This is a genomic window from Croceicoccus sp. Ery15 (genome assembly GCF_020985305.1).
Classification (GTDB): Bacteria; Pseudomonadota; Alphaproteobacteria; order Sphingomonadales; family Sphingomonadaceae; genus Croceicoccus.
In genome coordinates this window covers 1,163,298-1,185,853 of the sequence record NZ_CP087588.1, presented here as the reverse complement: position 1 = coordinate 1,185,853, position 22,556 = coordinate 1,163,298, and the positions used below count along the sequence as shown (strand labels likewise).

Below are 22,556 nucleotides of genomic sequence, written 5' to 3'. Positions count from 1 at the left end.
CCTTATGCCAGGCCCGCCGCTCCTCGAACTGTCCGATCGTGCGCGCGAGATTTTCCGTCTCGTCGTCGAAGGCTATCTGGGTGACGGCCAGCCAGTCGGGTCGAAGAGCCTTGCGGGCGGGCTGGACCTGTCTCCGGCATCGATCCGGTCGGTCATGGCCGATCTGGAGCGGCTGGGCCTGCTGGCCGCGCCGCATACCAGCGCGGGACGATTGCCGACCGAGACGGGGCTACGCCTGTTCGTCGACGGGATGATGCAGGTGGCAGAGCCGAGCGCCGCCGAACGCACCGCGATCGAACGGGAATTGTCGGGCAATGGGCCGGTCGAAACGGCTCTGGCGCGGACCTCGGCGCTGTTGTCCAGCCTGTCTGCCTGTGCAGGCGTAGTCATGGTCCCCGCGCGTGAACCGCGCCTCCAGCAGATGAGTCTGGTGCCTTTGGGCGACGACCGCGCATTGGCCGTGCTGGTGGGAGAGGACGGCGATGTCGAGAACCGCGTTGTCCCGCTGGCCGCCGGAACCGATCCTGCCGCACTGGTGCAGGCCGGCAATTACATCACCGCGCGGTTGCAGGGCCGCACTCTGGCCGAGGCTGCGCGCGCCATGCATCGCGAAATCGCCGACGAGCGCGCCGAACTGGACGCTGCCGCGCGCGATCTTGTGGAGCGCGGCCTTGCCGTGTGGAGCGAGGATGCGGCGCGCCGTCCGGTGCTGATCGTGCGCGGACAAGCGAACCTGCTGGACGAAAGCGCGGTGGGCGATCTGGAACGCGTTCGCATGCTGATCGACGATATCGAACGCAGCGAACAGGTCGCCGCCCTGCTCGACAATGCGCGCGAGGCTGACGGGGCGCGGATTTTCATAGGGTCCGAGAACAAGCTGTTCTCGCTTTCAGGTTCGTCGGTCATTGCCTCGCCCTATCGCGACCGCGAGGGGAAGGTGATCGGCGTGGTGGGCGTGATCGGGCCGACGCGGTTGAATTACGCGCGCCTAGTCCCCATGGTGGATTTCACCGCGCGCAGCCTTGGCCTCAGCCTGGATGCGCGCGTGGGCCATGCGGGGCGCTAGGCGGGATCTTTTCCCCCTGGTAACCGGTTTGGCGACAGGGATTTTTTCGAGACAGTCAGGAACAGAAACAGCGCCATGAGCGACGACAAAACGCGCGACGAAGCAGTCGAGAACGAATTGAAGGGCGTTCCCGAGGACATGATCGAGAACGAAAACGCTGGCGACAACCCGGAAGAAAGCGTCGACGAGGCGCTGGCCAAGCTGGGTGCCGAACTGGACGAGGCGAAGCAGCAAGTGCTTTATGCCCGCGCCGACACGCAGAATCTGCGCCGCCGGATGGAAAAGGAAATCGCCGACGCCCGCGCCTATGCCGCGACCGGTTTTGCCCGCGATATACTGTCGGTGTCCGATAACCTTGCCCGTGCGCTCGACGCCATTCCCGCCGATCTGCGCGAGGATGAGAAGTGGAAGGGCCTGATCGCGGGTATCGAAGCCACAGGGCGCGAAATCGACAAGGTTTTCGCTTCGCACGGGATCAGCCGGATCGCGGCCAAGGGTCTGCCGCTTGACCCGAACCAGCATCAGGCGATGATCGAAATTCCGACCAACGATGCCGAACCCGGCACTGTGGTGCAGGAAATGCAGGCGGGTTACATGATCAAGGACCGTCTGCTGCGCCCCGCCATGGTCGGCGTCGCGAAAAAGCCGGACTGATCGGGCCATCCGGGCAAGCGGCCTGACCTTCGAACGCCACGCTCCGGCGACGGCATCGGGGGTTTTCAGGAACGTTTCGGCAGGTCTCCGCATTGGGTGGGTAACTTACCCCATGCGGAGAATTTGCCATGAACATCAGGAAATTGACCCTCCCGCTCGCGGCTACGGCAGCATTGGCGACCGTTGGCTGCGCGGATAATTACGCGGTCGAAGGCGCGGCGCTGGGCGCGGCGGCGGGCGCGGGTGTCAGCGCGGTAACGGGTGCCGATCTCGAAACCTCGGCCGCGGTCGGCGCGGCGGCGGGCGGTGCGATCGGTTATTTCACCGACAAGAACGATACGTGCGACGGTTATAACGACGCAGGATACCTCGACAACGACTGTCGCTAGGGTCCGGCCAACCCGAACCTGCCTAACGGACCGGTTCGAAGGGCAGGATAGTTTCAAGCTGCTTCAACGGCGGCGCGCCGTGCAGCTTGTGGCCTTGTCTCAGCAGAAAAACATGGCGCACGATTTCGGCCTGTTGTTCGATCCCATAGCGGTCGAGCGGCAGGCCGGGCCTTATGGCATAGTCGTAACGGCAAAAAGGATGGCGCATCAGCACCAGCCAGTATTTGCCGCGCTGCTGCGCCTGCCAGACATGTGTCATCTCGTGAATGAACAGACCCTGCGCCAATAGCGAGGCGTAAGCAAAATCGTCGCAATATTGCGTGTGGCCGGCCGGAAAATGAATATGTCCGCAGGGCGCCATCACCGTATTTTGCGGCTGTAGCGGAAACCATTTGCTCCGCCGGACCGTCACCGGTTCGAGGTCGATGGCTGTTCCGAAGACGGAAGCCACCATCGCCTTTTCGCCGTCTGTCAGACCGCGTGTGCCGCCGACAGGGCAGGCATGTGATCGCACGGGCGTACTCAGTGCGCCATTCCTTCATGCGCAGAATGGTCCATGGCGGGCATGGCTTCCTTTGCGCCTTCAAGCGCTGCGGGCAGCGGATCGGCGGGTCCGACGATCTGCGCTGTCGCCGAAATCTTGTCGCCGTTTTCCAGTGTCAGCGTCAGATCGGTCGTGCCCCCCGCGACTAGCGCGGGATCGATATCGAACAGCATCACATGAAAACCGCCGGGTGCGAATTGCACGGTTTCGCGTGGCTCCAGCACGATCGTGCCTGCTGCCGCCATCATCGAAATGCCGTCGACCACTTTCGTTTCATGCAGTTCGGCCTCTCCCGCTCCGGTCACATCGACGCCCGCGATGCGCACGGGTTCATCCCGCAACGATTGCAGCGTGAAATAGGCACCGGCCGGACGGCCCGACACGGCGGGAAGGCGGATGGCGGCATTGTACAGCACCATGCCAAGCTGCGCGGGCGCGGCGGCGTCCTGTTGCGCCGCGTCATCGGCGGGCGTGCTGTCTCCGCAAGCGGCAAGGGGAAGGGCTGCGGCAGCCAGCCAGAGCAATGTGGTACAGGATCGCATGATAAAGCCGGTTCCTTGAACGCAATTGGTGATGGCGGCCAGATAGGCGGCCTTGCAGACTTGTGCCACCGAAAACCGCCCCTATATCGCCCCCACAATCGAAGAGCCGCAAGCGCTCGCTTGCCCCGATGGGGAGTGTGCCAAACGCGGTGTCCGCAAGTAGAAGGGTGGAATTTACTCAATGGCTAAAGTTATCGGTATCGACCTCGGCACGACCAACAGCTGCGTGGCAGTGATGGATGGCGACAAGCCCAAGGTGATCGAGAATTCCGAGGGCGCGCGCACCACGCCATCGATCGTCGCTTTTACCAAGGATGGCGAGCGTCTGATCGGCCAGCCTGCCAAGCGTCAGGCGGTGACCAATCCCGACAATACGATCTTTGCGGTCAAGCGCCTGATCGGCCGCCGTTTCGAAGACCCCATGACCAAGAAGGACATGGAGCTGGTCCCCTATGACATCGTCAAGGGCAAGAACGGCGACGCATGGGTTAAGGCGGGCGGCGAAGATTACTCCCCCTCGCAGATTTCGGCCTTCACCCTGCAGAAGATGAAGGAAACCGCCGAGAGCTTTTTGGGCGAGACCGTCACGCAGGCCGTGATCACGGTCCCTGCATATTTCAACGACGCGCAGCGCCAGGCGACCAAGGATGCCGGCCAGATCGCGGGCCTTGAAGTGCTGCGCATCATCAACGAGCCGACCGCGGCGGCTCTGGCCTATGGCCTCGACAAGAATGACGGCAAGACCATTGCCGTTTACGACCTTGGCGGCGGTACGTTCGACATCTCGATCCTCGAGATTGGGGACGGCGTGTTCGAGGTGAAGTCGACCAATGGCGACACCTTCCTTGGCGGTGAGGATTTCGACAGCGCGATCGTCGAATATCTGGCCGAAGCCTTCCAGAAGAAGGAAGGCATGGACCTCAAGAAGGACAAGCTGGCCCTGCAGCGTCTGAAGGAAGCTGCTGAAAAGGCCAAGATCGAGCTGTCGAGCGCGCAGACCACTGAAGTGAACCTGCCGTTCATCACCGCCCGCATGGAAGGCGGCAGCACGACCCCGCTGCACTTGGTGGAGAACATCAGCCGCGCCGATCTGGAGCGTCTGGTCGACCGCCTGATCCAGCGCACGCTGGAGCCGTGCAAGAAAGCGCTGGCCGACGCGGGCGTGTCCGCCAAGGAAATCGACGACGTCGTTCTGGTGGGCGGCATGACCCGCATGCCCAAGGTGCGCGAAGTGGTGAAGAACTTCTTCGGCAAGGAACCGCACACGGGCGTGAACCCCGATGAAGTCGTGGCCATGGGCGCTGCCATTCAGGCGGGCGTCCTGCAGGGCGATGTGAAGGACGTGCTGCTGCTCGACGTGACCCCGCTGTCGCTGGGTATCGAGACGCTGGGCGGCATCATGACCAAGATGATCGACCGCAACACCACGATCCCGACGAAGAAATCGCAGGTCTATTCGACGGCTGATGACAATCAGCAGGCCGTGACGATCCGCGTGTTCCAGGGTGAGCGCGAGATGGCGGCGGACAACAAGCTGCTGGGCCAGTTCGATCTGGTCGGCATTCCGCCCGCACCGCGCGGCGTGCCGCAGATCGAAGTGACCTTCGACATCGACGCCAACGGCATTGTGAACGTGTCCGCCAAGGACAAGGGCACCGGCAAGGAACAGCAGATCCGCATTCAGGCATCGGGCGGTCTGTCGGATTCCGACATCGACCAGATGGTGCAGGACGCCGAGAAGTTCGCCGAGGAAGACAAGCAGCGCAAGTCGCGTGCCGAGGCACGTAACCAGGCCGACAGCCTTGTCCATTCGACCGAGCAGCAGTTGAAGGAAAATGGCGACAAGATCGACGCGGGCCTCAAGTCCGAGATCGAGGCCGCCATTGCCGAGACCAAGACCGCGCTTGAGGGCGAGGATGTCGACGACATCAACGCCAAGTCGCAGGCCCTTGCCGAAAAGGCGATGAAGATGGGGCAGGCGATTTACGAAAAGCAGCAGGCAGAGGCAGGCTCTGCCGCCGAGGGTGCGCCCGAAGCGGATGCAGCCAACGAGGACGTCGTGGACGCCGAATTTTCGGAAGTCGACGGCGACGGCGACGACAATAAACCGGCGTAACGATCCGCGCCCCTTGCGGGTGCGGACTTGAAAACCGGCCCGCAGGTCTATTAGGCAACACACGGTTAACCCGCCCTGTTAACCTTGCCGATAGGCCTGCGGGTCTATTTCGATGCGGCCCGGCGCTGTGATCGTATGGGGTTGCTGCCATTGTAATGCGCGATCGCGGGGCGGGTCGTTTCTCGCGCAATGTTGGATGATTTGCCGATCCGGTACCGCAGGGCGCGGGCCGGACGTTACGGAGGCTGAGTGGAAACCGAAGTCGACTTTTACGAATTGCTGGAAGTCGAGCGTTCGGCGGACGACAAGACGATCAAGTCCGCCTATCGCAAGCTGGCCATGCGCTTTCACCCGGACCGCAATCCGGGCGATGCCGATGCCGAGGCGCGATTCAAGGCGATCAGCCGCGCCTATGACTGTCTGAAAGACCCGCAAAAGCGCGCCGCCTATGACCGGTTCGGTCACGAGGCATATGAACAGGCGGCGAGTGGCGGTGGCCAGGGCGGCGGTCAGGGTTTTTCCGACATTGGCGATATTTTCGAGACGATCTTCGGTTCTGCCTTTGGCGGCGGTGCCGGTGGCGGACGACCGCGTCGCGGTGCGGACCTGCGCTATGACATGGAAATTACGCTGGAAGAGGCGTTCCATGGCAAGGATGCCGAGATTTCGATCGAAGTCTCGCAAACCTGCGAGCCATGCAGCGGTTCGGGCGCCGAACCCGGCACGGGCAAGCGTGGCTGCGAAACCTGCGGCGGCTTTGGCAAGGTCCGCGCGCAGCAGGGCTTCTTCGTGGTCGAACGGCCATGCCCCACTTGCCACGGACGCGGCGAAGTTATCGAAACGCCGTGCAGCGCCTGTCGGGGGGAAGGGCGCGTGGACAAGGTTCAGAACCTCGACATCACGATACCGCCCGGCGTCGAAACCGGCACGCGTATCCGGCTGTCCGGCAAGGGTGAGGCGGGACCGCAAGGTGCGCCTGCGGGCGATCTTTACATTTTCATGCATGTTCGCCGTCACCAAGTGTTCGAACGCGACGGGACCAACCTGTTCACCAAGGTTCCGATCACTTTTACCAAGGCAGCGCTGGGCGGCACGGTCAGCCTGCCGGGGCTGGATGGCGAATGGATTACGGTGAACATTCCCGCCGGCGTCCAGTCGGGCGAGCAATTGCGCAAGCGCGGTGACGGCATGCCCGTGTTGCAAGGGCGCGGCCGCGGCGATCTGGTGGTCGACATTCAGGTCGAAACCCCGCGAAAGCTGTCGTCGAAGCAAAAGGAACTGCTGCGCGAATTCCAGCAGAGCGAGACCAAGGCCCAGTGCCCCGACGCGATGGGTTTTTTCGAGCGGATCAAGTCTGGCTGGAGCAAGCTTTGATCTGACCGCGGGTCAGGCGCGGAGCTTTTCCTCGACCTCGGCCCGCAATGTGTGGATCAGTGATTTGCGGCACAGTCCGGCCTTTTCCTCTTCGTCCAGAATTGCAAGAAAAGCCTTACGCCTGATGGCGGTCAGCGTGGTTTCGGGCAGGGTCTGTTCGGGCTCCAGCGTAGAGGCGACGATGTCGATCATCCGGTCCGCGCCATGCAACCTGCCCCACAGATAATCGTTTTCGCGATAGGCGCGGCTGAAGAAGGCCCCGAAATTATAGAACTCGATCCCGCGTAGGCAGGTGGAGGCGCCGCCGGGCCGGATGGCGGACGCGTCTTCGGGGGATATGCGGTCGATCTTGATCGGCTCGAACTCGTCAAAGCCGCGCGCGCCCAACAGGGGCAGCGTGGCAATATCGTAAAACGGAAAGCCCAGATAGGCGAGCAACATTGCCCGCCGCTGCTCGCGCGGCAATTGCGCCAGCCCTTCGACCAGCAGCGCATCAACCAGCGGATCGGTCGCCGCCAGATCGCGGGTTTTTGCGATATGGGCGATGGCCCCATCCGGCTCCGACAGCACTTTTCCGGCCAGATCGGGAAATTCGTCACCAAGTACCTCGATCCCGTCGAGCCGCGTATAGATCGACAATGCGTCATACACGGCTTTGCGTGCAATCTCGCGCTTGGGCGGGGGTAGCGTGCCGCCGATGTCGTTGGGCGACAGGCGGCGGGCCAACAGGCGCAGGCGGCGGATGCGAAAGCCCAGATCATGTGCGCGGAAGAAATCGATCGCATCCCCGCTCGCGCCCAGCTTTCCGCCGGAGAGGCTGCCCAGTCCCTCACGCTCGAAATGACCGGCCAGCGCGCCGATCACGCTTTCGCGGGCAGGCTTCTCTCCCGGGACGGCGCGATGGATCAGCCCTGCCAGATGTTCGACAATGCCGGTGAACTTGCTGCGGGCATAGGAATGAAAGGCAAAGCCTGCCTGCTCAGCCGCAGCCTGCTGTGCGCGGCGGCGCCATTTGGTCAAACGCTCGGGCGTCGGGCGATCGAGAAACAAAGTGCGGCCCAGCAGACGATCGACGGTCGCCTCCACTTCGGGACGCAAGCCTTCGACGATCGCGCGCAGGCGGGCCGCCTCGCGGCTGTGCGCGTCGATGCGTTCCAGATCGTCACGGATCGGCTGTTCGCGCGGAATGGCCGACAAGGCGCCAAAGATGGAGGAGAAGAAACCGACTTCCTTCTGTTCCTGCCGGTCGTTCCCCGCGCCGGTAATGCGCAGGTCGGGCCGCGGGTCGATATAGATGAAGCGGCGGTCCACCTCTCGCGTGGCAGGGCGGCCGCTGAGTGCAGCGATTGCCTCGGCGAAGGGCGCACCGACCAGCACCGCGCCATCGATCAGAGCGACCTGATCCAGATCATGTGCATGGGCATGATGCGGCATGATGCGCGACAGAAATGCATCGCGGCTGTTCCAGTCCAACCGGCGCTCGCTGGACAGACTTTCGATCTCGGCCACGGTCAGCGGCGGGAATGCACCGGGAAAGCTGCTGGTGGCGCGGGCAGCGAAAACAAGCTCGGGCCGCGGCGCCAGCGTGGTATCGCCGCCATGCGCGCGGAACGATATGGGCAGGCGATGCTCCGTTTCGGTCGCAAGCGCGGGGGAATGCAGTCGCAGCGGTACGCGGCTGCCGCGGAAATCGGTGGCTGTAACGAACAGATCGACCGGATGGCCTGGCGGCACAAGTGGCGGGCCGTCCTCCTGCTCGGCCATGGCGACCAGAGCGTCATCGATCATGCGCGCCATGCCGATCCCCGAAAAGGGCGGCGCGAACCAGCGCGAACGGATCAGTCGCGACAGTTTCGCGCGCACTTCCTCGCGGGTTTCGACAGCCACGGTGCGTGATACGGCATTGCCCGGACGGCGCAGTGCATATTCCACGATGGGCTGCGCCCACAGCTTGGAAAAACGGTTGCCCGGACGCGCTTCGGGCGCGACCAGAACGTCGCTGTCGGCACGTTCCAGCCACAGTCGGGTCAGCGGATCGAGCGAGCGGCCCGTCAGCAGCCCCTCGGCCAGAAAGATCGCGTTCAGCCCGCCCGCGCTGGCGCCTGTCAGAATGTCGGGGATCACGCGCAGCCGCGTTTCGCCCTGATCGGCAATGGCTGTCAGCAGATCGCGATAGGCGCGCTGGACCGGATTGCCCGAAGGCTCTCCGCTGCGGAAATCATGGCTGGCGCGGGCGAAATGCCAAAGCTCCTTGGTGACGCCATGCATATAAACCGCAAGGCTGACTCCGCCGTAGCAAACCAGCGCGATCCTCAGTTCCTTCTCCCGCATCGCATGATTGTGACAGCAGCGGGTTCAAAAAGCCAAGCAAATTGCGCGGGAAAATCACACCCATCGGCAATTGCGTTCCCGATCCGTTCCGGATAAGCGAGGCCATGGCGAAACCCAAACGCAGATTCGTGTGCCAGGCCTGTGGCAGCGTCGCCCACCGCTGGCAGGGGCAATGCGCCGATTGCGCAGAATGGAACACGCTGGTCGAGGAAGCACCTGCGACGGTGTTCGCGGCCAAGCATGATTTGTCGGGCGGCGGGCGTCCGATCGCGTTCACGCCGCTTGATGCCGAGACGCCTTTGCCAGTGCGCCAGCCAACCGGCATGGCGGAGTTCGACCGTGCTTTGGGTGGCGGCATGGTGCCGGGCAGCGCGATCCTGATGGGCGGCGATCCGGGTATCGGCAAATCGACGCTGCTGCTGCAGGCAAGCGCGAGCGTGGCGCGGGCGGGCAAGGCGGCGGTTTATATCAGCGGCGAGGAAGCGGCGGGGCAGGTGCGCCTGCGTGCCGGGCGTCTGGGTCTGGCCGATGCGCCGATCCAGCTCGCCAGCGCGACATCGGTGCGTGATATTCTGACGACTCTGGGCGGGATGGACGCGCCCGCATTGCTGGTGATCGATTCGATCCAGACCATGCATTCCGACCAGATCGAGGGCGCGCCGGGCACGGTCAGCCAGGTGCGCGGCTGCGCGCTGGAACTGATCCGCTATGCCAAGGAGTCGGGCTGTGTGCTGGTGATGGTCGGTCACGTGACCAAGGATGGCAATATCGCGGGTCCCCGCGTGCTCGAACATATGGTCGATGTGGTGATGAGCTTCGAGGGGGAGCGGTCGCACCAGTATCGCGTACTGCGCGCGCTGAAGAACCGCTTTGGCGCGGTCGATGAAATCGGCGTGTTCGCGATGGAAGGGGCGGGCCTGACCGAAGTGGCCAATCCCTCGACCCTGTTCCTTTCTAGCCGCGACGAGCCTGTCGCGGGCAGTGCGGTCTTTCCCGCGCTGGAAGGCACGCGGCCCGTGCTGGTCGAAATACAGGCGCTGATCGTGCGGCTGCAATCCGGCGCAACACCGCGCAGGGCTGTCGTCGGTTGGGATTCAGGGCGGCTTGCCATGTTGTTGGCCGTGCTGGAATCGCGGTGCGGGCTGAATTTTTCTTCGGCAGAGGTCTATCTGAACGTGGCGGGCGGTTATCGCCTTTCCGATCCCGCCGCCGATCTGGCCGTGGCGGCGGCATTGGTGTCGGCATTGGCAGACAGACCTTTGCCCAAGCAATCGGTATGGTTCGGAGAGGTTTCGCTGTCGGGCGAGATTCGTTCGGTGGCCCACGCACCCCTGCGGTTGCGGGAGTCGGCCAAGCTCGGCTTTGACAAGGCGTTCGGACCGGCTCTAAACTCTGCCTCGTTAAGCTCTGAACAAGGGACGGGACTGTATGATCCGCTCGACCTTCTGATAGGGCTCGTCGACAGGGTAGTGGGCGCAGATTGATTTCATGGAAATTTCCGGAATGGATTTTACCGGTTTCGACCTTGCCGTGCTGGTGATCGTGGGGCTGGCCGCCATTGGCGGTCTGCTGCGTGGTTTCGTGCACGAGGTGTTGGCGCTGGGCGCGTGGATTGCCGCAGTCGCGGCGATTTATTTTCTTCACGAACCGCTGACGGCGATGCTCACCGAGTTTTTCAAAGATAACCAGACCAATGCAGGGCTGCTGGCATTCGTGTTGCTGTTGCTGGTGCCCTATGCCGTGATGAAGCTGATTGCGCGCTGGGCAGGCGGCAAATCGCGCAATTCGGTGCTGGGCCCGATTGACCGCATGCTGGGCATGGGTTTCGGCGTGGTAAAGGGCGCGATTCTTGTGGTGCTGTCCTTCTCGATCCTCGCGCTGGGTTACGACATGGCTTGGGGGGCCGAGGGGAGGCCTGACTGGATCAAGTTCGCGCGCAGCTATCCCTTTGTGAATTCTGCCAGCAATGCGCTGGTAGAGACTATCGCGGAACGGCGCGAGGAATTGCAGGAAGCGGCTGACACGATTTGATGCGCCGCTTGACCAGGCTCCACCGGCGATGAATGCGACCCGTCTTTACACGCCGCAAGTTCTGGCCGCAGCAGTATCGCTGGCGCGGTTTCCGCTGGCAGACGATCTTCCGCTGCGTGGCGAAGCGCGGTCTGCCAGTTGCGGCAGCGTTTTGACGCTGGGTTTGGCAACTGACGGTGACGATGTGATTACGCGCACCGGTCTTGCCGCGCAGGCCTGCGCGGTCGGTCAGGCATCGGCGGCGATCTTTGCCGAACACGCGGTGGGGATGAAGGCCGCGCGGATCGCCACAGCGGCCAGCGGATTGCGCGCCTGGCTGGCTGGCGATGCGCCGCTTCCCGATTGGCCCGGGCTGGAGCTGATTGCGCCGGCGCGTGCCTATCCTGCCCGACACGGCGCGATCCTGCTGGCATGGGATGCCGCCGAAAAGGCTCTTACCTGACCTGCAGGGCCAGTCCCAAGGCTTCTTGGCAAACGCCACTTTCCCGCGCTAGTGATCGGCAAAAGGGAACGGGAGACGGGAATGGCGCAAGCGGGCCAGTCTGGGGGCGGAGCTGAAACCGCTTTCGACAAGGAATTAAGCGGATCGGATGTTCGGCTGGTAATCGGGGCTTCCTCGGTTGGGACGATATTCGAATGGTACGATTTCTTCATCTACGGCACGCTGGCCGGTCTGATCGGGGCAGCCTTCTTTCCTTCGGGCAATGAAACGCTGCAATTGCTGCTGGTGTGGGCCGGCTTTGCAGTAGGGTTCGGGTTCCGTCCCTTGGGCGCGATCCTGTTCGGATTTCTGGGCGACCGGCTGGGCCGCAAATATACGTTTCTCGTCACCGTGACCCTGATGGGCGTGGCGACGGCAGGCGTCGGTCTGATCCCTTCTGCCGCGACAATCGGCATCGCGGCGCCGATCATCGTCATCCTGTTCCGCATTTTGCAGGGGCTCGCACTCGGCGGGGAATATGGCGGTGCCGCAATCTATGTCGCCGAACATGCGCCGCCCGAAAAGCGCGGGTTTTATACCTCTTTCATTCAGGCCAGCGTCGTGGGCGGCTTTGTGCTGTCCATCGCGGTCGTGCTGGCATGCCGGTTTCTGATCCCTGCCGACGAATTCGCGGCATGGGGCTGGCGCCTGCCGTTCCTGCTGTCGCTGGTGCTGCTGGCGGTGTCCTTGTGGATGCGCCTGAAACTGTCGGAAAGCCCTGTCTTTCGCGCGATGAAGGAAGCGGGAGAAACGGCGAAAAATCCCTTCGTCGAAAGCTTCACCTATCCCGGCAATAAGTGGCGGATTGTCGTCGCCCTGTTCGGGGTTACCGGATCGCTGACGACGATTTGGTACACTGCGTTTTTCTCAAGTCTCTCGTTCCTGAAAGGACCGATGCGGGTCGACGCACTGACGACCGAACTGATGCTGTTCGCGGGTGGGATCATCGCCATGCCGCTCTATATCATCGTCGGCAAATGGTCCGACCGGGTCGGGCGCAAGAAACCGATCGTGATCGGCCAGATATTGTCGCTGGTCCTGCTGTTCCCGGTGTTCTGGTTCATGGGGCAGATGGCCAATCCCGGCATGGCCGCATCGGCCGAAAGCGCGCCCGTTGTGGTGGCAGGCCCCGATTGCAGTTACGATCCCTTTGCTGATGCGCAGGCCACCGATTGCGGCCGTCTGATCGAGGATCTTACCGTCAGCGGCGTGCCCTATAGCCTGACCGAAGCGCCCCAACTGACCCTGTCTGTCGGCGCCGAAAGCAGCGCCGTGCCGTCCTATCCGGCAGACGATCCGCAGCTTCGCCGCGCTGCATTGCAGGACCGGCTGGCCCGCGCGGGTTACGATTTCGGCACCCAATATCCGGGTTGGGCGCGCATCGCAGGCATACTCGGGGCGCTGGTCGTCTTGTCCGTGTTGTCGGCACTGACCTATGGTTCGGTTGCGGCCTTGCTGGCGGAAATGTTTCCGCCGCGCATCCGTTATAGTTCGATGTCGATCCCCTATCACATCGGTGCGGGCTATTTCGGCGGATTCCTGCCGTTGATCGCGGCCTATATTATTGCGCGCACGGGCGATGCCTATGCAGGGCTGTGGTATACGTGGGTGTTCATGCTGTTGGGCCTGATCTTTGCGGTTATCGGGCTAAAGGGTGGGCCGCCCAAAGATTTCCACGAAAGCGAATTCGACGCTTAGGGGTCTGGTGCGCAGGGCGGGGATATGCGAACGGCGGCAAATGACGGCTGAAACCGGCGAGCTGCCCCGATCCCATCCATCCCCGCTTCGCTTGTCCTTCGACGGCGGGGCACTTGCGGCGAACTGGCGCGCGATGGACCGGCTTTCGGGCAAGGCGCGGACCGGCGCGGCGGTCAAGGCCGATGCCTATGGCATAGGTATCGACCGGGCGATGCCGGTGCTGTGGGATGCGGGGTGTCGCGAATTCTTTGTCGCGCACTGGTCCGAAGTTGCTGCCGTGCGCCATTACGCCCCTTCTTCGTCCATTTCGGTCCTGCTTGGTCCGATGGGCGACGCCGATGTGCGATTTGCGCGCGAGACTGGCGTGCGCCCCGTGATCAACAGCATCGAACAGGCGCGCCGGTGGACGGCGGCGGGCGGGGGCGTATGCGATCTGATGGTCGATACCGGCATGAACCGTTTGGGCGTGCGGCCCGAAGAACTGGGCGATCCGGCCATCGCTGCGCTCGATATCGATATAGTGCTGTCCCATCTCGCCTGCGCAGATGAAGAGTCCGCATTGAACGACCGGCAGCAGAGTATTTTCGCTTCGCTTTTGCCACAATTGCAGCATCGCCGCGCCAGCCTTGCCAATAGTGCAGGAATCGCATTGGGCGCGGGGTATCACTTCGATCTGACCCGCCCGGGTCTTGCGCTGTATGGCGGCGTTCCGCGCAGCGAACTTGCACAAGATCTGCAACAGGTGATCGCGCCCGAAGCGGCCATCGTGCAAATCCGCACGCTGCCTGCCGGTGAAAGCATCGGTTATGGCGCCAGCTTTACCGCCGCGTCGGATATGCGCGTGGCGATCCTGTCGCTGGGCTATGCCGACGGATTCTTGCGCTGCTGGTCGGGCAAGGGGGAATTTACGGCAACGGACGGAGCGGTTCTGCCGGTGCTGGGCAGGGTGTCGATGGATCTGACTGCCATCGATATCACCGCAGCGCCGCATTTGCGTGAAGGAGACTGGCTGCGCGCCGGTTACGATCTGCCCGCAGCGGCGGAAATGTCCGGATTGTCGCAGTATGAACTGCTGACGCTGGCGGGGCCAAGACTGCGGGCCGGATAGCTTGCGGGGTGTGGCAACACCGTGCTATTAGCATTTGCAGCAAACTTGCGCAGCATTAGCTAGAGATGTTCGGGTTGCATCCGCAATTTTAGTCTGGGGCGCAATTCTATCTTGGGGGATATGTGGCGGACAAAGAAAAATCCGGTGATGTGATCATCATCAAGAAATACGCCAACCGGCGTCTGTATAACACCGATTCGTCGAGCTATATTACGCTCGATCATCTGGCAGAAATGACTCGCGAGGGTGTTGAATTTCAGGTGATCGACGCCAAAAGCGGCGCCGATATTACGCACCAGATCCTTACCCAGATCATCATGGACGAGGAAGCGGCAGGTTCGCAAATGCTGCCCGTCACTTTTCTGCGCGATCTGATCAGCATGTATGGCAATTCGATGCAGGCAATGGTCCCGCATTATCTGGAAATGTCGATGTCGCAGTTTCGCGACAACCAAATGAAGATGCGTAAGGCGTTCGAGGATTCGATGGGCAGCAATCCGCTGGCCAAGCTGGCGCAGCAGAATATGGCGATGTTCAAGGCGGCGACCGATGCCTTTATGCCTGGGGCGGCCCAAGGCCTTGGCGAACAAGAAGAGGCCGAGGGCGAGGACAAGCCTGCCGCCGCGCAATCGGGTAACGAGCTGGACGAATTGCGCAAGCAGATGGCTGCCATGAAAGAGCAGATCGACAAGCTTAGCAGCTGAATTTCCATCCGCCGCGCCTGCGTCTTGCTGTGCGCGGCGGAAAACAAAGGTTCTTCACGTGCGCTGCCCCTTGGCAAGGGTGTCGCGCGGTCATATGGGGGCTCGTTTCGGGCCCCTTTCTTCGTGCCGGTCCGATGCGCCGATGTTTCGCCCAAGGCGCAGGGCCCCATTTTCCAAGGTTTGCCGCTTCGTGAACGCGCCCTCGACCCAACAGAATCAGCCCCAGAAGGCGACGATCCGCCACGCGCTCGACATTTCGCGCAATGACGATTTCGCCGCGTGGTATCAGGCGGTGATCAGCCAGGCAGACATGGCCGAGGAATCGGGCGTGCGCGGCTGCATGGTAATCAAGCCGTGGGGCTGGGGCATCTGGGAACGTATCCAGCGACTGCTGGACGACCGGATCAAGGAAACCGGCCACGATAATTGCTATTTCCCGCTGTTCATTCCGCTGTCCTATTTCGCCAAGGAAGCCGAGCATGTCGAAGGCTTTGCCAAGGAAATGGCAGTCGTCACCCATCACCGGCTGAAGTCGCAGGACGGATCGCTGGTCGTCGATCCCGATGCGAAGCTGGAGGAGCCGCTGGTCGTGCGCCCCACTTCGGAAACGGTGATCGGGCAGGCGATGGGCCGCTGGGTGCAAAGCTGGCGCGATCTTCCGCTGAAACTGAACCAGTGGGCCAATGTCGTGCGCTGGGAAATGCGCACGCGCATGTTCCTGCGCACCAGCGAATTCCTGTGGCAGGAAGGGCATACCGCCCATGCCAACCGTGAAGACGCGATGGACGAGACGCTGCTGATGCTCGAAGTCTATCGCAGCTTTGCCGAAGACGTGCTGGCCATGCCGGTGATCGCCGGCGAAAAGCCCGAGAACGAGCGTTTTCCGGGCGCTGATGCGACCTATTCGATCGAGGCGATGATGCAGGACGGCAAGGCTTTGCAGGCCGGCACCTCGCATTATCTGGGCACGACCTTTTCCAAAGCGGCCGATATCAAATATCAGGACGATCAAGGCGTCGAGCAGCTGTGCCACACCACCAGCTGGGGCGTTTCGACGCGGCTGATCGGCGGCGTGATCATGACGCATGGCGACGATGACGGGCTGCGCGTGCCGCCGCGTATCGCGCCGCATCAGATCATCGTGCTGCCCATGCTGCGCGGCAAGGAAGGCGACAGCGACCTGATCGCCTATTGCGAGGAAATCCGCAAAACGCTGACCGCGCAGGACGCATTCCGCGAGCCCGTGCGCGTGCTGCTGGACCAGCGGCCCGGCAAGGCCGCGCAAAAGCGGTGGGACTGGGTGCGCAAGGGTGCGCCCATCATCGTCGAAGTCGGCCCGCGCGATATGGCGAGCGAGCAGGTTTCGGTGCTGCGCCGCGACCGCCTGTGGCGCGAGGATGGCAAGGCCGACATCAATGGCGAAGGCCGTGACGATTTCCTGTTCAATGCGGCGGGCCTGCTGGAAGAAATACAGGAAGCTTTGTTCACCGAGGCCAAAACCCGCCGCGACGAGTCGATCCGCACCGATATTACCGACTGGGACGGTGTGGCCGGATATTTCGCGGAAGGCGCGGTCAAGCCGGGCTGGATCCGTGCAGCATGGTCGCGCCCCACCGGCGCAGCATTGGACAAGATCGTCGAACAGCTGAAGACGCTGAAACTGACCATGCGCAACACCCCTGTCGACGGCGGCAAGCCGGAGGAACCGTGCATCTTCACGGGCGAGGAAGCGTCCGAATATATCTATATCGCCCGCTCTTACTAAGCGGTCCGCTTTTCCGGCGACCCTCTTGCCAAGGCGAGGGGCGCAGATCACAGTGCGGGGCATGAATACCCGCCTGATAACCGCCGCGCTGACAGTGCTGGCGTGCGCCCCCGTCCTTCCCGCCACCGCGCTCGCGCAAAGCGAGGCGGATATTGCCATATCGGAAGAGCGACTGCGGGCCGATATCGATACTCTTGTCGGGTTCGGAACGCGCAACACGCTGTCGGTTCAGGATCACCCCACACGCGGTATCGGCGCGGCGCGCCGCTGGGCAGAGGCGGAGTTCCGCCGCATTTCGGCGGATTGCGGCGATTGCCTGCAAATCGCTTTACCCGAACGTATGGTGCAGGGCCGCCGCATCGCGCAGCCGACCCGCCTGGTCAACGTATTGGCCATCCAGCCGGGAACCGAACGCCCGAACGAGGTAGTGATCGTTTCGGCCCATATCGATTCGATGGCATCCGATCCCACCGATGCGACCACCGACGCGCCCGGCGCGAATGATGACGGTTCGGGCACGGTTCTGGTGTTCGAAGCGGCGCGCAATCTGTCGCGCTTCAAATTTCCGACCACCATTGTCTATGCCGTCCTGTCGGGCGAGGAGCAGGGCCTGTATGGCGGCAAGCTGCTGGCCGATTACGCCGAAGAGCAGGGCTGGGTGGTCAAGGCCGTTCTGAACAACGACATCGTCGGTGGCAGCCATGGTTCGGACGGCTTTGTCGACGATGCCCATGTGCGGGTTTTCTCCGAAGCGGTCCGCGCCGATGCAGGCGATGGAGAGCGTTCCGATATGCGCCGCAACAGGGGCGAGAACGATGCCCCGTCGCGCAATCTTTCGCGCTGGCTGGCGGAATTGTCGGAAAATGACGGCGACGATGCGTTGAGCGTGCGGCAGGTCTGGCGTGCCGATCGCATGGGGCGGGGCGGCGACCATTTGCCGATGCTGGACAAGGGTTTTCCCGCCGTGCGCATCTCGGTCGCGGTCGAGGATTACGAACACCAGCACCAGAATGTGCGGACCGAAGGCGGGACATTCTATGGCGACGTGTCTGCGGAAATGGACTTTCCCTATCTGGCGCGGGTGACACGGCTGAACACGCTGGCGCTGGCAAGGCTGGCGCGCTCGCCCATGCCGCCGCGGGTAAAGGCCGATGCCGCCGTACGCACCGATACTCTGGTCGAGTGGGAGAGTGCCGAGGGTGCGACCGGCTATGCCGTCTGGCGGCGGCGCACCGACAATGCCGCGTGGCAGCGCGTGCGCGAGCTTCCGGCGTCGACCACCAGCACGACATTGGACCTGCGCGGCGACGACTGGATCATTGGCGTATCGTCCATCGCGGGCAATGGCGCGGAAAGCCCCGTTGCGGCGGCAGTGCCCGGCGGGGCGTTTTATCCCCTGCCAAAGGAAGAAGCGCCGGAAAGCGAATAGGGACCGCTTGGCAAGCGCCGTCGTCAGGGCCACATAGGCGCTGATGGCTAATCCAAGAAAATTCGAAGGCCTGCCCAGCAAGGAGCAGGTGATGGAGTTGATCAAAGGCTCTGACACGCCCGTCGGCAAGCGCGAGATTGCGCGGCACTTCAAGCTGAAGGGGCAAGAGAAGATCGCGCTCAAGGCTCTGTTGAAAGACATGGCCGAGGAAGGGCTGATCGACGGCAAGCGCACGGCCTATCACCGCATGGGCGGCGTTCCCAAGGTAACGGTGCTGCGCGTGGTGGAGATCGAGGATGGCGAGGCGATCGCCGTGCCCGAGACCTGGGACCCCGACAGCGGGCAGGCGCCGCCGCGGCTGCGCGTGGTCGAACCCAAGGGCAAGGCGAAACGCGCGGGCCCTGCCTTGCGCAAGGGCGACCGCGTCCTTGCCCGTACAGAAGAGGTCGGGAAGGGCTGGCTTGCCCATGTGATGCGCAAGCTGCCCGACAGGGCGGATGTGCTGATGGGCGTGGTGGAGATCGACGGCAGCGGCAAGGGCTGGCTGGCGCCGACCGAGAAGTCGGTGCGCAATTCGATCCCTATCGCCGATCTGGCCGATGCCGAGGAAGGGCAGCTTGTGCTGGCCGAACCGGCGGGCAAATCGCCGCGTTCGGGCGTGAAGGTGACCGAGGTGCTGGGCGATCCGCTTGCGCCCAGGAGCTTCAGCCTGATCGCGATCCATAAATATGAAATCCCGCATGTCTTTACCAACGAGGTGCTGGACGAAGCGGAGACATCGGCGCGCCTGCCTTTGTCGAAAGAGCAGCGCGAGGATCTGACCGCGCTGCCCATCGTCGCAATCGATCCGGCCGATGCCCGCGACCACGACGATGCGATATGGGCCGCGCCCGACGACAATCCCGACAACGCGGGCGGATGGAAGGCGCTGGTCGCGATTGCCGATGTCAGCTTCTATGTGCGTCCCGGCATGAAGATCGACCGCGAGGCACGCAAGCGCGGCAATTCGGTCTATTTCCCCGACCGCGTCGTTCCCATGCTGCCCGAAGTCCTGTCCGCCGACGTCTGTTCGCTGGGCGAGGGGGAAGACCGCGCGGCGATGGCGTGCCATATGACCATCGATGCCGACGGGCGGGTGAAGAACTTCCGCTTTACCCGCGCCATCGTCCGCATTCACGAAGTGATCGCCTATGAGGATGCGCAGGAACGGATCGACAGCGATCAGGCGCCCGAGCATCTGAAGAACCTGTGGGGTTGCTGGAAATTGCTGGCCGCGGCCCGCGATGACCGCGAGCCGCTGGATCTCGACCTGCCCGAACGGCGCGTGGTGCTGGACGAAAAGGGGCGGATCGACGCCATCGTCGTGCGCGAACGGCTCGACGCGCATCGCGTGGTCGAGGATTTCATGATCGCCGCCAATGTCGCCGCTGCCAAAGCGCTGGAGGCCAAGGCAGCGCCAGTCGTCTATCGGGTGCACGAGACGCCGAGCCGCGAGAAGCTGGTGTCGCTGCGCGATTATCTGAAGACCATGGATCGCAGTCTGTCATTGGGGCAGGTGATCACCCCTTCGCTGTTCAACCGCCTCATCAAGGATGTGGCCGATGTGGCGGAAAAGGAACTGATCATGGAGCAGGTCCTTCGCACGCAGATGCAGGCCTATTACGGGCCGCGAAACGCGGGGCATTTCGGCCTGTCATTGGGCAGCTATGCGCATTTCACTTCGCCCATTCGCCGTTATGCCGACCTGCTGGTGCATCGCGCGCTGGTCGATGCGTACCGGCTGGAACAGCCGAAACCGCAGGGCAAAGCGATACCGGCGGGCAGCGGCTTGTCAGACCTTGACCGCGAATCGCTCGACCGCGTGACCGAGGCGATCAGCCGCGCCGAACGCCGCGCGATGGAGGCGGAGCGCGATACCATCGACCGCTATGTCGCGGCATGGCTGTCGGGCCGCGTGGGCGAAACATTCGAAACCCGCGTCACCGGCGTGCAGAAATTCGGCCTGTTTGCGACCATTCTGGGCGTCGGCGGTGACGGTCTGGTGCCTGTTTCGGTGCTGGGCGACGAACGTTTCAACTATGACGACAAGGCGCAGGTGCTGGTCGGGCAGGAAAGCGGGACGGTCTATCGCGCGGGCGACCGGCTAACCCTGCGACTGGCCGAAGCCAATCCGCTGTCGGGCGCGCTGAAGTTCGAGCCACCCGAATTTGCCGGCAGCATCGAACCGCGCGGCAGCAGGCCCGCCACCCGCAAAAAACGCGGCGGTCCGCCGCTGAAGCACAAGGGCAAGCATATGGTGGGTAAGCGCGGCAGACCGGGCAATATCCGGCATCAGGGCCGAAAAAAGTAGTTCGCTCAGCTCAGCGCGTCGATCTCTTCATCGGTCAGACCACCCGGCACGATCATCAGCGGGCAGGGCAACTGGCCCGCGCGGTGACCGGCGAAATGCGCCACCAAGGGGCCCGGCGCGCCATCGGCGGCTGCGCCCAGCACCAGCGCGGCGATGCCTTCGTGCTCGGCCAGATAGTCTTGCACCACCTTGGTCGCATCACCGACTTTGACGGCAATCGACGGCATGCGGCCCACTTCCTCGAATAGGGAGCCCGCCGCCGCCATCACCAGCACTTCGGCGCGGCTTTTGGCTTCGTCCTCTATTGTCGCCTGCACACCGCCGAACGCCACGAATTGCTGCTTGGGCACTACCGCGATGATATGGACCGATCCGCCCGTGTCCGCCGCGCGGCGAGAGGCAAAGCGCAATGCCGTGCGGGATTCGGGGGTTTCGTCCATGATGACGAGATATATGCGCATTGCGATTATCGGCCTGCCAGTTGAGCTATACGCAAAGACTGCGGCACGGCGCGGGTTTTCGCAAGTGCGCTGCGGCAACTGGGGCCTTGACCCTTGCCGGTTAAGGCTAGAGATAAGCGACGAAATCTTTCTTCAAACGCCCTGCCCATTCCGGCGGCACGGGCGGCAATCGAACCAGGAACGCTGACGATCATGCCCATCTCTCTCAAGATGCCAGCCCTGTCCCCCACTATGGAAGAGGGCACCTTGGCCAAGTGGCTCGTGAAAGCGGGCGACAGGATCGGACCCGGCGACATTATCGCAGAGATCGAGACCGACAAGGCGACGATGGAATTCGAATCCATTGACGAAGGCACGATTGCTGCCATCTCGGTCGAAGAAGGGACTGAGAATGTGAAGGTCGGCACCGTGATCGCGATCCTTGCCGAGGATGGCGAAGATGTCGAGGAAGCCGCCAAGAGCGGTGGCAGCGCAGCACCGGCACCGGCGCCGGCTCCCGCCGCAGATGCCGCACCCGCGCCCGCAGCATCGGCACCGGCCGCAACACCCGCTCCGGCAGCGCCCGCGGCTTCGGGCGAACGTGTATTCGCATCGCCGCTGGCACGCCGCCTCGCTGCGGAAAAGAAGGTCGATCTGGGTCAGGTGCAGGGCAGCGGTCCGCATGGCCGGATCGTAAAGGCCGATATCGAGGGCGCTAAGGAAGGCACCGCCACTGCCGCACCGGCAGCTGCCCCCGCAGCATCGCCTGCGCCCGCTGCCGCAGCACCCGCTTCCAGTGTCGAGATGGCAGACGAGACCCGCGCGATCCTCGATGCCCGTATTCCGCATCAGGTGTCGAAGCTTTCGGGCATGCGCAAAACCATCGCGCGCCGCCTGACCGAATCCAAGCAGCAGGTTCCGCATATCTACCTCACCGTCGATGTGCGGCTCGACAAGCTGCTGGCGCTGCGGGCAGAGGTGAACAAGGCGCTGGAAAGCCAGGGCGTGAAGGTTTCGGTCAATGACCTGCTGGTGAAAGCCCTGGGCAAGGCACTGATCGCCGTGCCCGAATGCAATGTCGCCTTTGCCGGTAACGAGCTGATCCAGTACGAGCGTGCCGATATCTCGGTCGCCGTGTCGATCCCCGCGGGCCTGATTACGCCTATCGTCTCCGATGCCGATGGCCGTTCGGTCAGCTCGATCGCCAAGGCCATGAAGGATCTGGCCGGCCGCGCCCGTGAAGGCAAGCTGCAGCCCGACGAATATCAGGGCGGCACTGCCAGCCTGTCGAACATGGGCATGATGGGCATCAAGCAGTTCGAGGCCGTGATCAATCCGCCGCAGGGTATGATTCTTGCCATCGGTGCAGGCGAAAAGCGCGCGATCGTGGACGAAAGCGGCGAGATTGTGCCTGCCATGATGATGAGCGCGACCGGCAGTTTCGACCACCGCGCCATCGACGGTGCCGATGGTGCGCGCCTGATGGCTGCATTCAAGGAACTGGTCGAAAACCCGCTGGGCATGCTGGCGTAAT

Annotated in this window: 19 protein-coding genes; 15 read left to right on the top strand and 4 right to left on the bottom strand. The window is 63.0% G+C overall.

Annotated elements, in window-relative coordinates; all coding sequences use genetic code 11:
• Positions 1–4 precede the first annotated feature (4 nt).
• The 3 genes from hrcA (at position 5) to LOZ77_RS05860 (ending at position 2,109) form a co-directional block, all read left to right on the top strand.
• Entirely contained in the window at positions 5–1,066 is a 1,062-nt protein-coding gene (gene hrcA / locus LOZ77_RS05870) for a heat-inducible transcriptional repressor HrcA (protein ID WP_230281250.1), read from the top strand.
• Positions 1,067–1,141: 75 nt separating this feature from the next.
• Entirely contained in the window at positions 1,142–1,720 is a 579-nt protein-coding gene (gene grpE, locus LOZ77_RS05865; protein ID WP_230281249.1) for a nucleotide exchange factor GrpE, read from the top strand.
• Between the two features lie 128 nt (positions 1,721–1,848).
• The gene (locus LOZ77_RS05860) at positions 1,849–2,109 is read left to right on the top strand and encodes a YMGG-like glycine zipper-containing protein (RefSeq protein ID WP_230281248.1); all 261 of its coding nucleotides are present in this window, start codon (positions 1,849–1,851) and stop codon (positions 2,107–2,109) included.
• A gap of 22 nt (positions 2,110–2,131) precedes the next feature.
• On the opposite strand, the gene LOZ77_RS05855 is transcribed toward LOZ77_RS05860, so the two are convergent.
• Together LOZ77_RS05855 and LOZ77_RS05850 are read right to left on the bottom strand one after the other, a co-directional pair.
• Positions 2,132–2,563, bottom strand: coding sequence for a vgr related protein (locus tag LOZ77_RS05855; RefSeq protein WP_230281247.1), 432 nt, complete (start codon positions 2,561–2,563; stop codon positions 2,132–2,134).
• Positions 2,564–2,631: 68 nt separating this feature from the next.
• On the bottom strand, positions 2,632–3,264 hold the full coding sequence (locus tag LOZ77_RS05850) for a copper chaperone PCu(A)C (RefSeq protein ID WP_230281246.1): 633 nt from the start codon (positions 3,262–3,264) through the stop codon (positions 2,632–2,634).
• 112 nt (positions 3,265–3,376) lie between these two features.
• Here LOZ77_RS05850 and dnaK point away from each other — a divergent pair, with 112 nt between their 5' ends.
• Together dnaK and dnaJ are read left to right on the top strand one after the other, a co-directional pair.
• Positions 3,377–5,311 carry a molecular chaperone DnaK gene (gene dnaK / locus LOZ77_RS05845; protein WP_230281245.1) on the top strand — a complete coding sequence of 645 codons (1,935 nt, stop codon included), beginning with the start codon at positions 3,377–3,379 and terminating at the stop codon, positions 5,309–5,311.
• Positions 5,312–5,560: 249 nt separating this feature from the next.
• Positions 5,561–6,685 (top strand): molecular chaperone DnaJ, encoded by a 1,125-nt coding sequence (gene dnaJ / locus LOZ77_RS05840; RefSeq protein WP_230281244.1) that lies wholly within the window; start codon positions 5,561–5,563, stop codon positions 6,683–6,685.
• Positions 6,686–6,697: 12 nt separating this feature from the next.
• Here the strand turns inward: dnaJ and LOZ77_RS05835 are convergent, their stop codons facing one another.
• A complete protein-coding gene (locus LOZ77_RS05835) occupies positions 6,698–9,016 on the bottom strand; it encodes a patatin-like protein (protein ID WP_230281243.1) in 2,319 nt (772 codons plus the stop codon).
• 104 nt (positions 9,017–9,120) lie between these two features.
• On the opposite strand from LOZ77_RS05835, the gene radA reads away from it, so the two are divergent.
• The 9 genes from radA to rnr all read left to right on the top strand — a co-directional run bounded on the left by radA (position 9,121) and on the right by rnr (position 20,582).
• Entirely contained in the window at positions 9,121–10,500 is a 1,380-nt protein-coding gene (gene radA / locus LOZ77_RS05830) for a DNA repair protein RadA (protein WP_230281242.1), read from the top strand.
• 4 nt (positions 10,501–10,504) lie between these two features.
• Positions 10,505–11,047: a CvpA family protein gene (locus tag LOZ77_RS05825; protein WP_230281241.1), complete on the top strand. Its 543-nt coding sequence runs from the start codon at positions 10,505–10,507 to the stop codon at positions 11,045–11,047.
• A gap of 28 nt (positions 11,048–11,075) precedes the next feature.
• A complete protein-coding gene (locus LOZ77_RS05820) occupies positions 11,076–11,489 on the top strand; it encodes an iron-sulfur cluster assembly scaffold protein (protein WP_230281240.1) in 414 nt (137 codons plus the stop codon).
• Between the two features lie 81 nt (positions 11,490–11,570).
• Entirely contained in the window at positions 11,571–13,226 is a 1,656-nt protein-coding gene (locus LOZ77_RS05815; protein WP_230281239.1) for an MFS transporter, read from the top strand.
• 40 nt (positions 13,227–13,266) lie between these two features.
• Positions 13,267–14,334, top strand: coding sequence for an alanine racemase (gene alr, locus LOZ77_RS05810; protein ID WP_230281238.1), 1,068 nt, complete (start codon positions 13,267–13,269; stop codon positions 14,332–14,334).
• 122 nt (positions 14,335–14,456) lie between these two features.
• On the top strand, positions 14,457–15,038 hold the full coding sequence (gene phaR, locus LOZ77_RS05805) for a polyhydroxyalkanoate synthesis repressor PhaR (protein ID WP_230281237.1): 582 nt from the start codon (positions 14,457–14,459) through the stop codon (positions 15,036–15,038).
• Between the two features lie 235 nt (positions 15,039–15,273).
• Complete coding sequence (gene proS, locus LOZ77_RS05800; RefSeq protein WP_230281781.1) at positions 15,274–16,803, top strand: proline--tRNA ligase; 1,530 nt, start codon at positions 15,274–15,276, stop codon at positions 16,801–16,803.
• Between the two features lie 61 nt (positions 16,804–16,864).
• Positions 16,865–18,232 carry a M28 family peptidase gene (locus LOZ77_RS05795; protein WP_230281236.1) on the top strand — a complete coding sequence of 456 codons (1,368 nt, stop codon included), beginning with the start codon at positions 16,865–16,867 and terminating at the stop codon, positions 18,230–18,232.
• Positions 18,233–18,275: 43 nt separating this feature from the next.
• The gene (gene rnr, locus LOZ77_RS05790) at positions 18,276–20,582 is read left to right on the top strand and encodes a ribonuclease R (RefSeq protein WP_230281235.1); all 2,307 of its coding nucleotides are present in this window, start codon (positions 18,276–18,278) and stop codon (positions 20,580–20,582) included.
• Between the two features lie 5 nt (positions 20,583–20,587).
• Here rnr and LOZ77_RS05785 read toward each other — a convergent pair whose 3' ends face one another.
• Entirely contained in the window at positions 20,588–21,043 is a 456-nt protein-coding gene (locus LOZ77_RS05785; RefSeq protein WP_230281234.1) for a universal stress protein, read from the bottom strand.
• Positions 21,044–21,235: 192 nt separating this feature from the next.
• Here LOZ77_RS05785 and LOZ77_RS05780 point away from each other — a divergent pair, with 192 nt between their 5' ends.
• Positions 21,236–22,555: a pyruvate dehydrogenase complex dihydrolipoamide acetyltransferase gene (locus LOZ77_RS05780; RefSeq protein WP_230281233.1), complete on the top strand. Its 1,320-nt coding sequence runs from the start codon at positions 21,236–21,238 to the stop codon at positions 22,553–22,555.
• Position 22,556 lies beyond the last annotated feature (1 nt).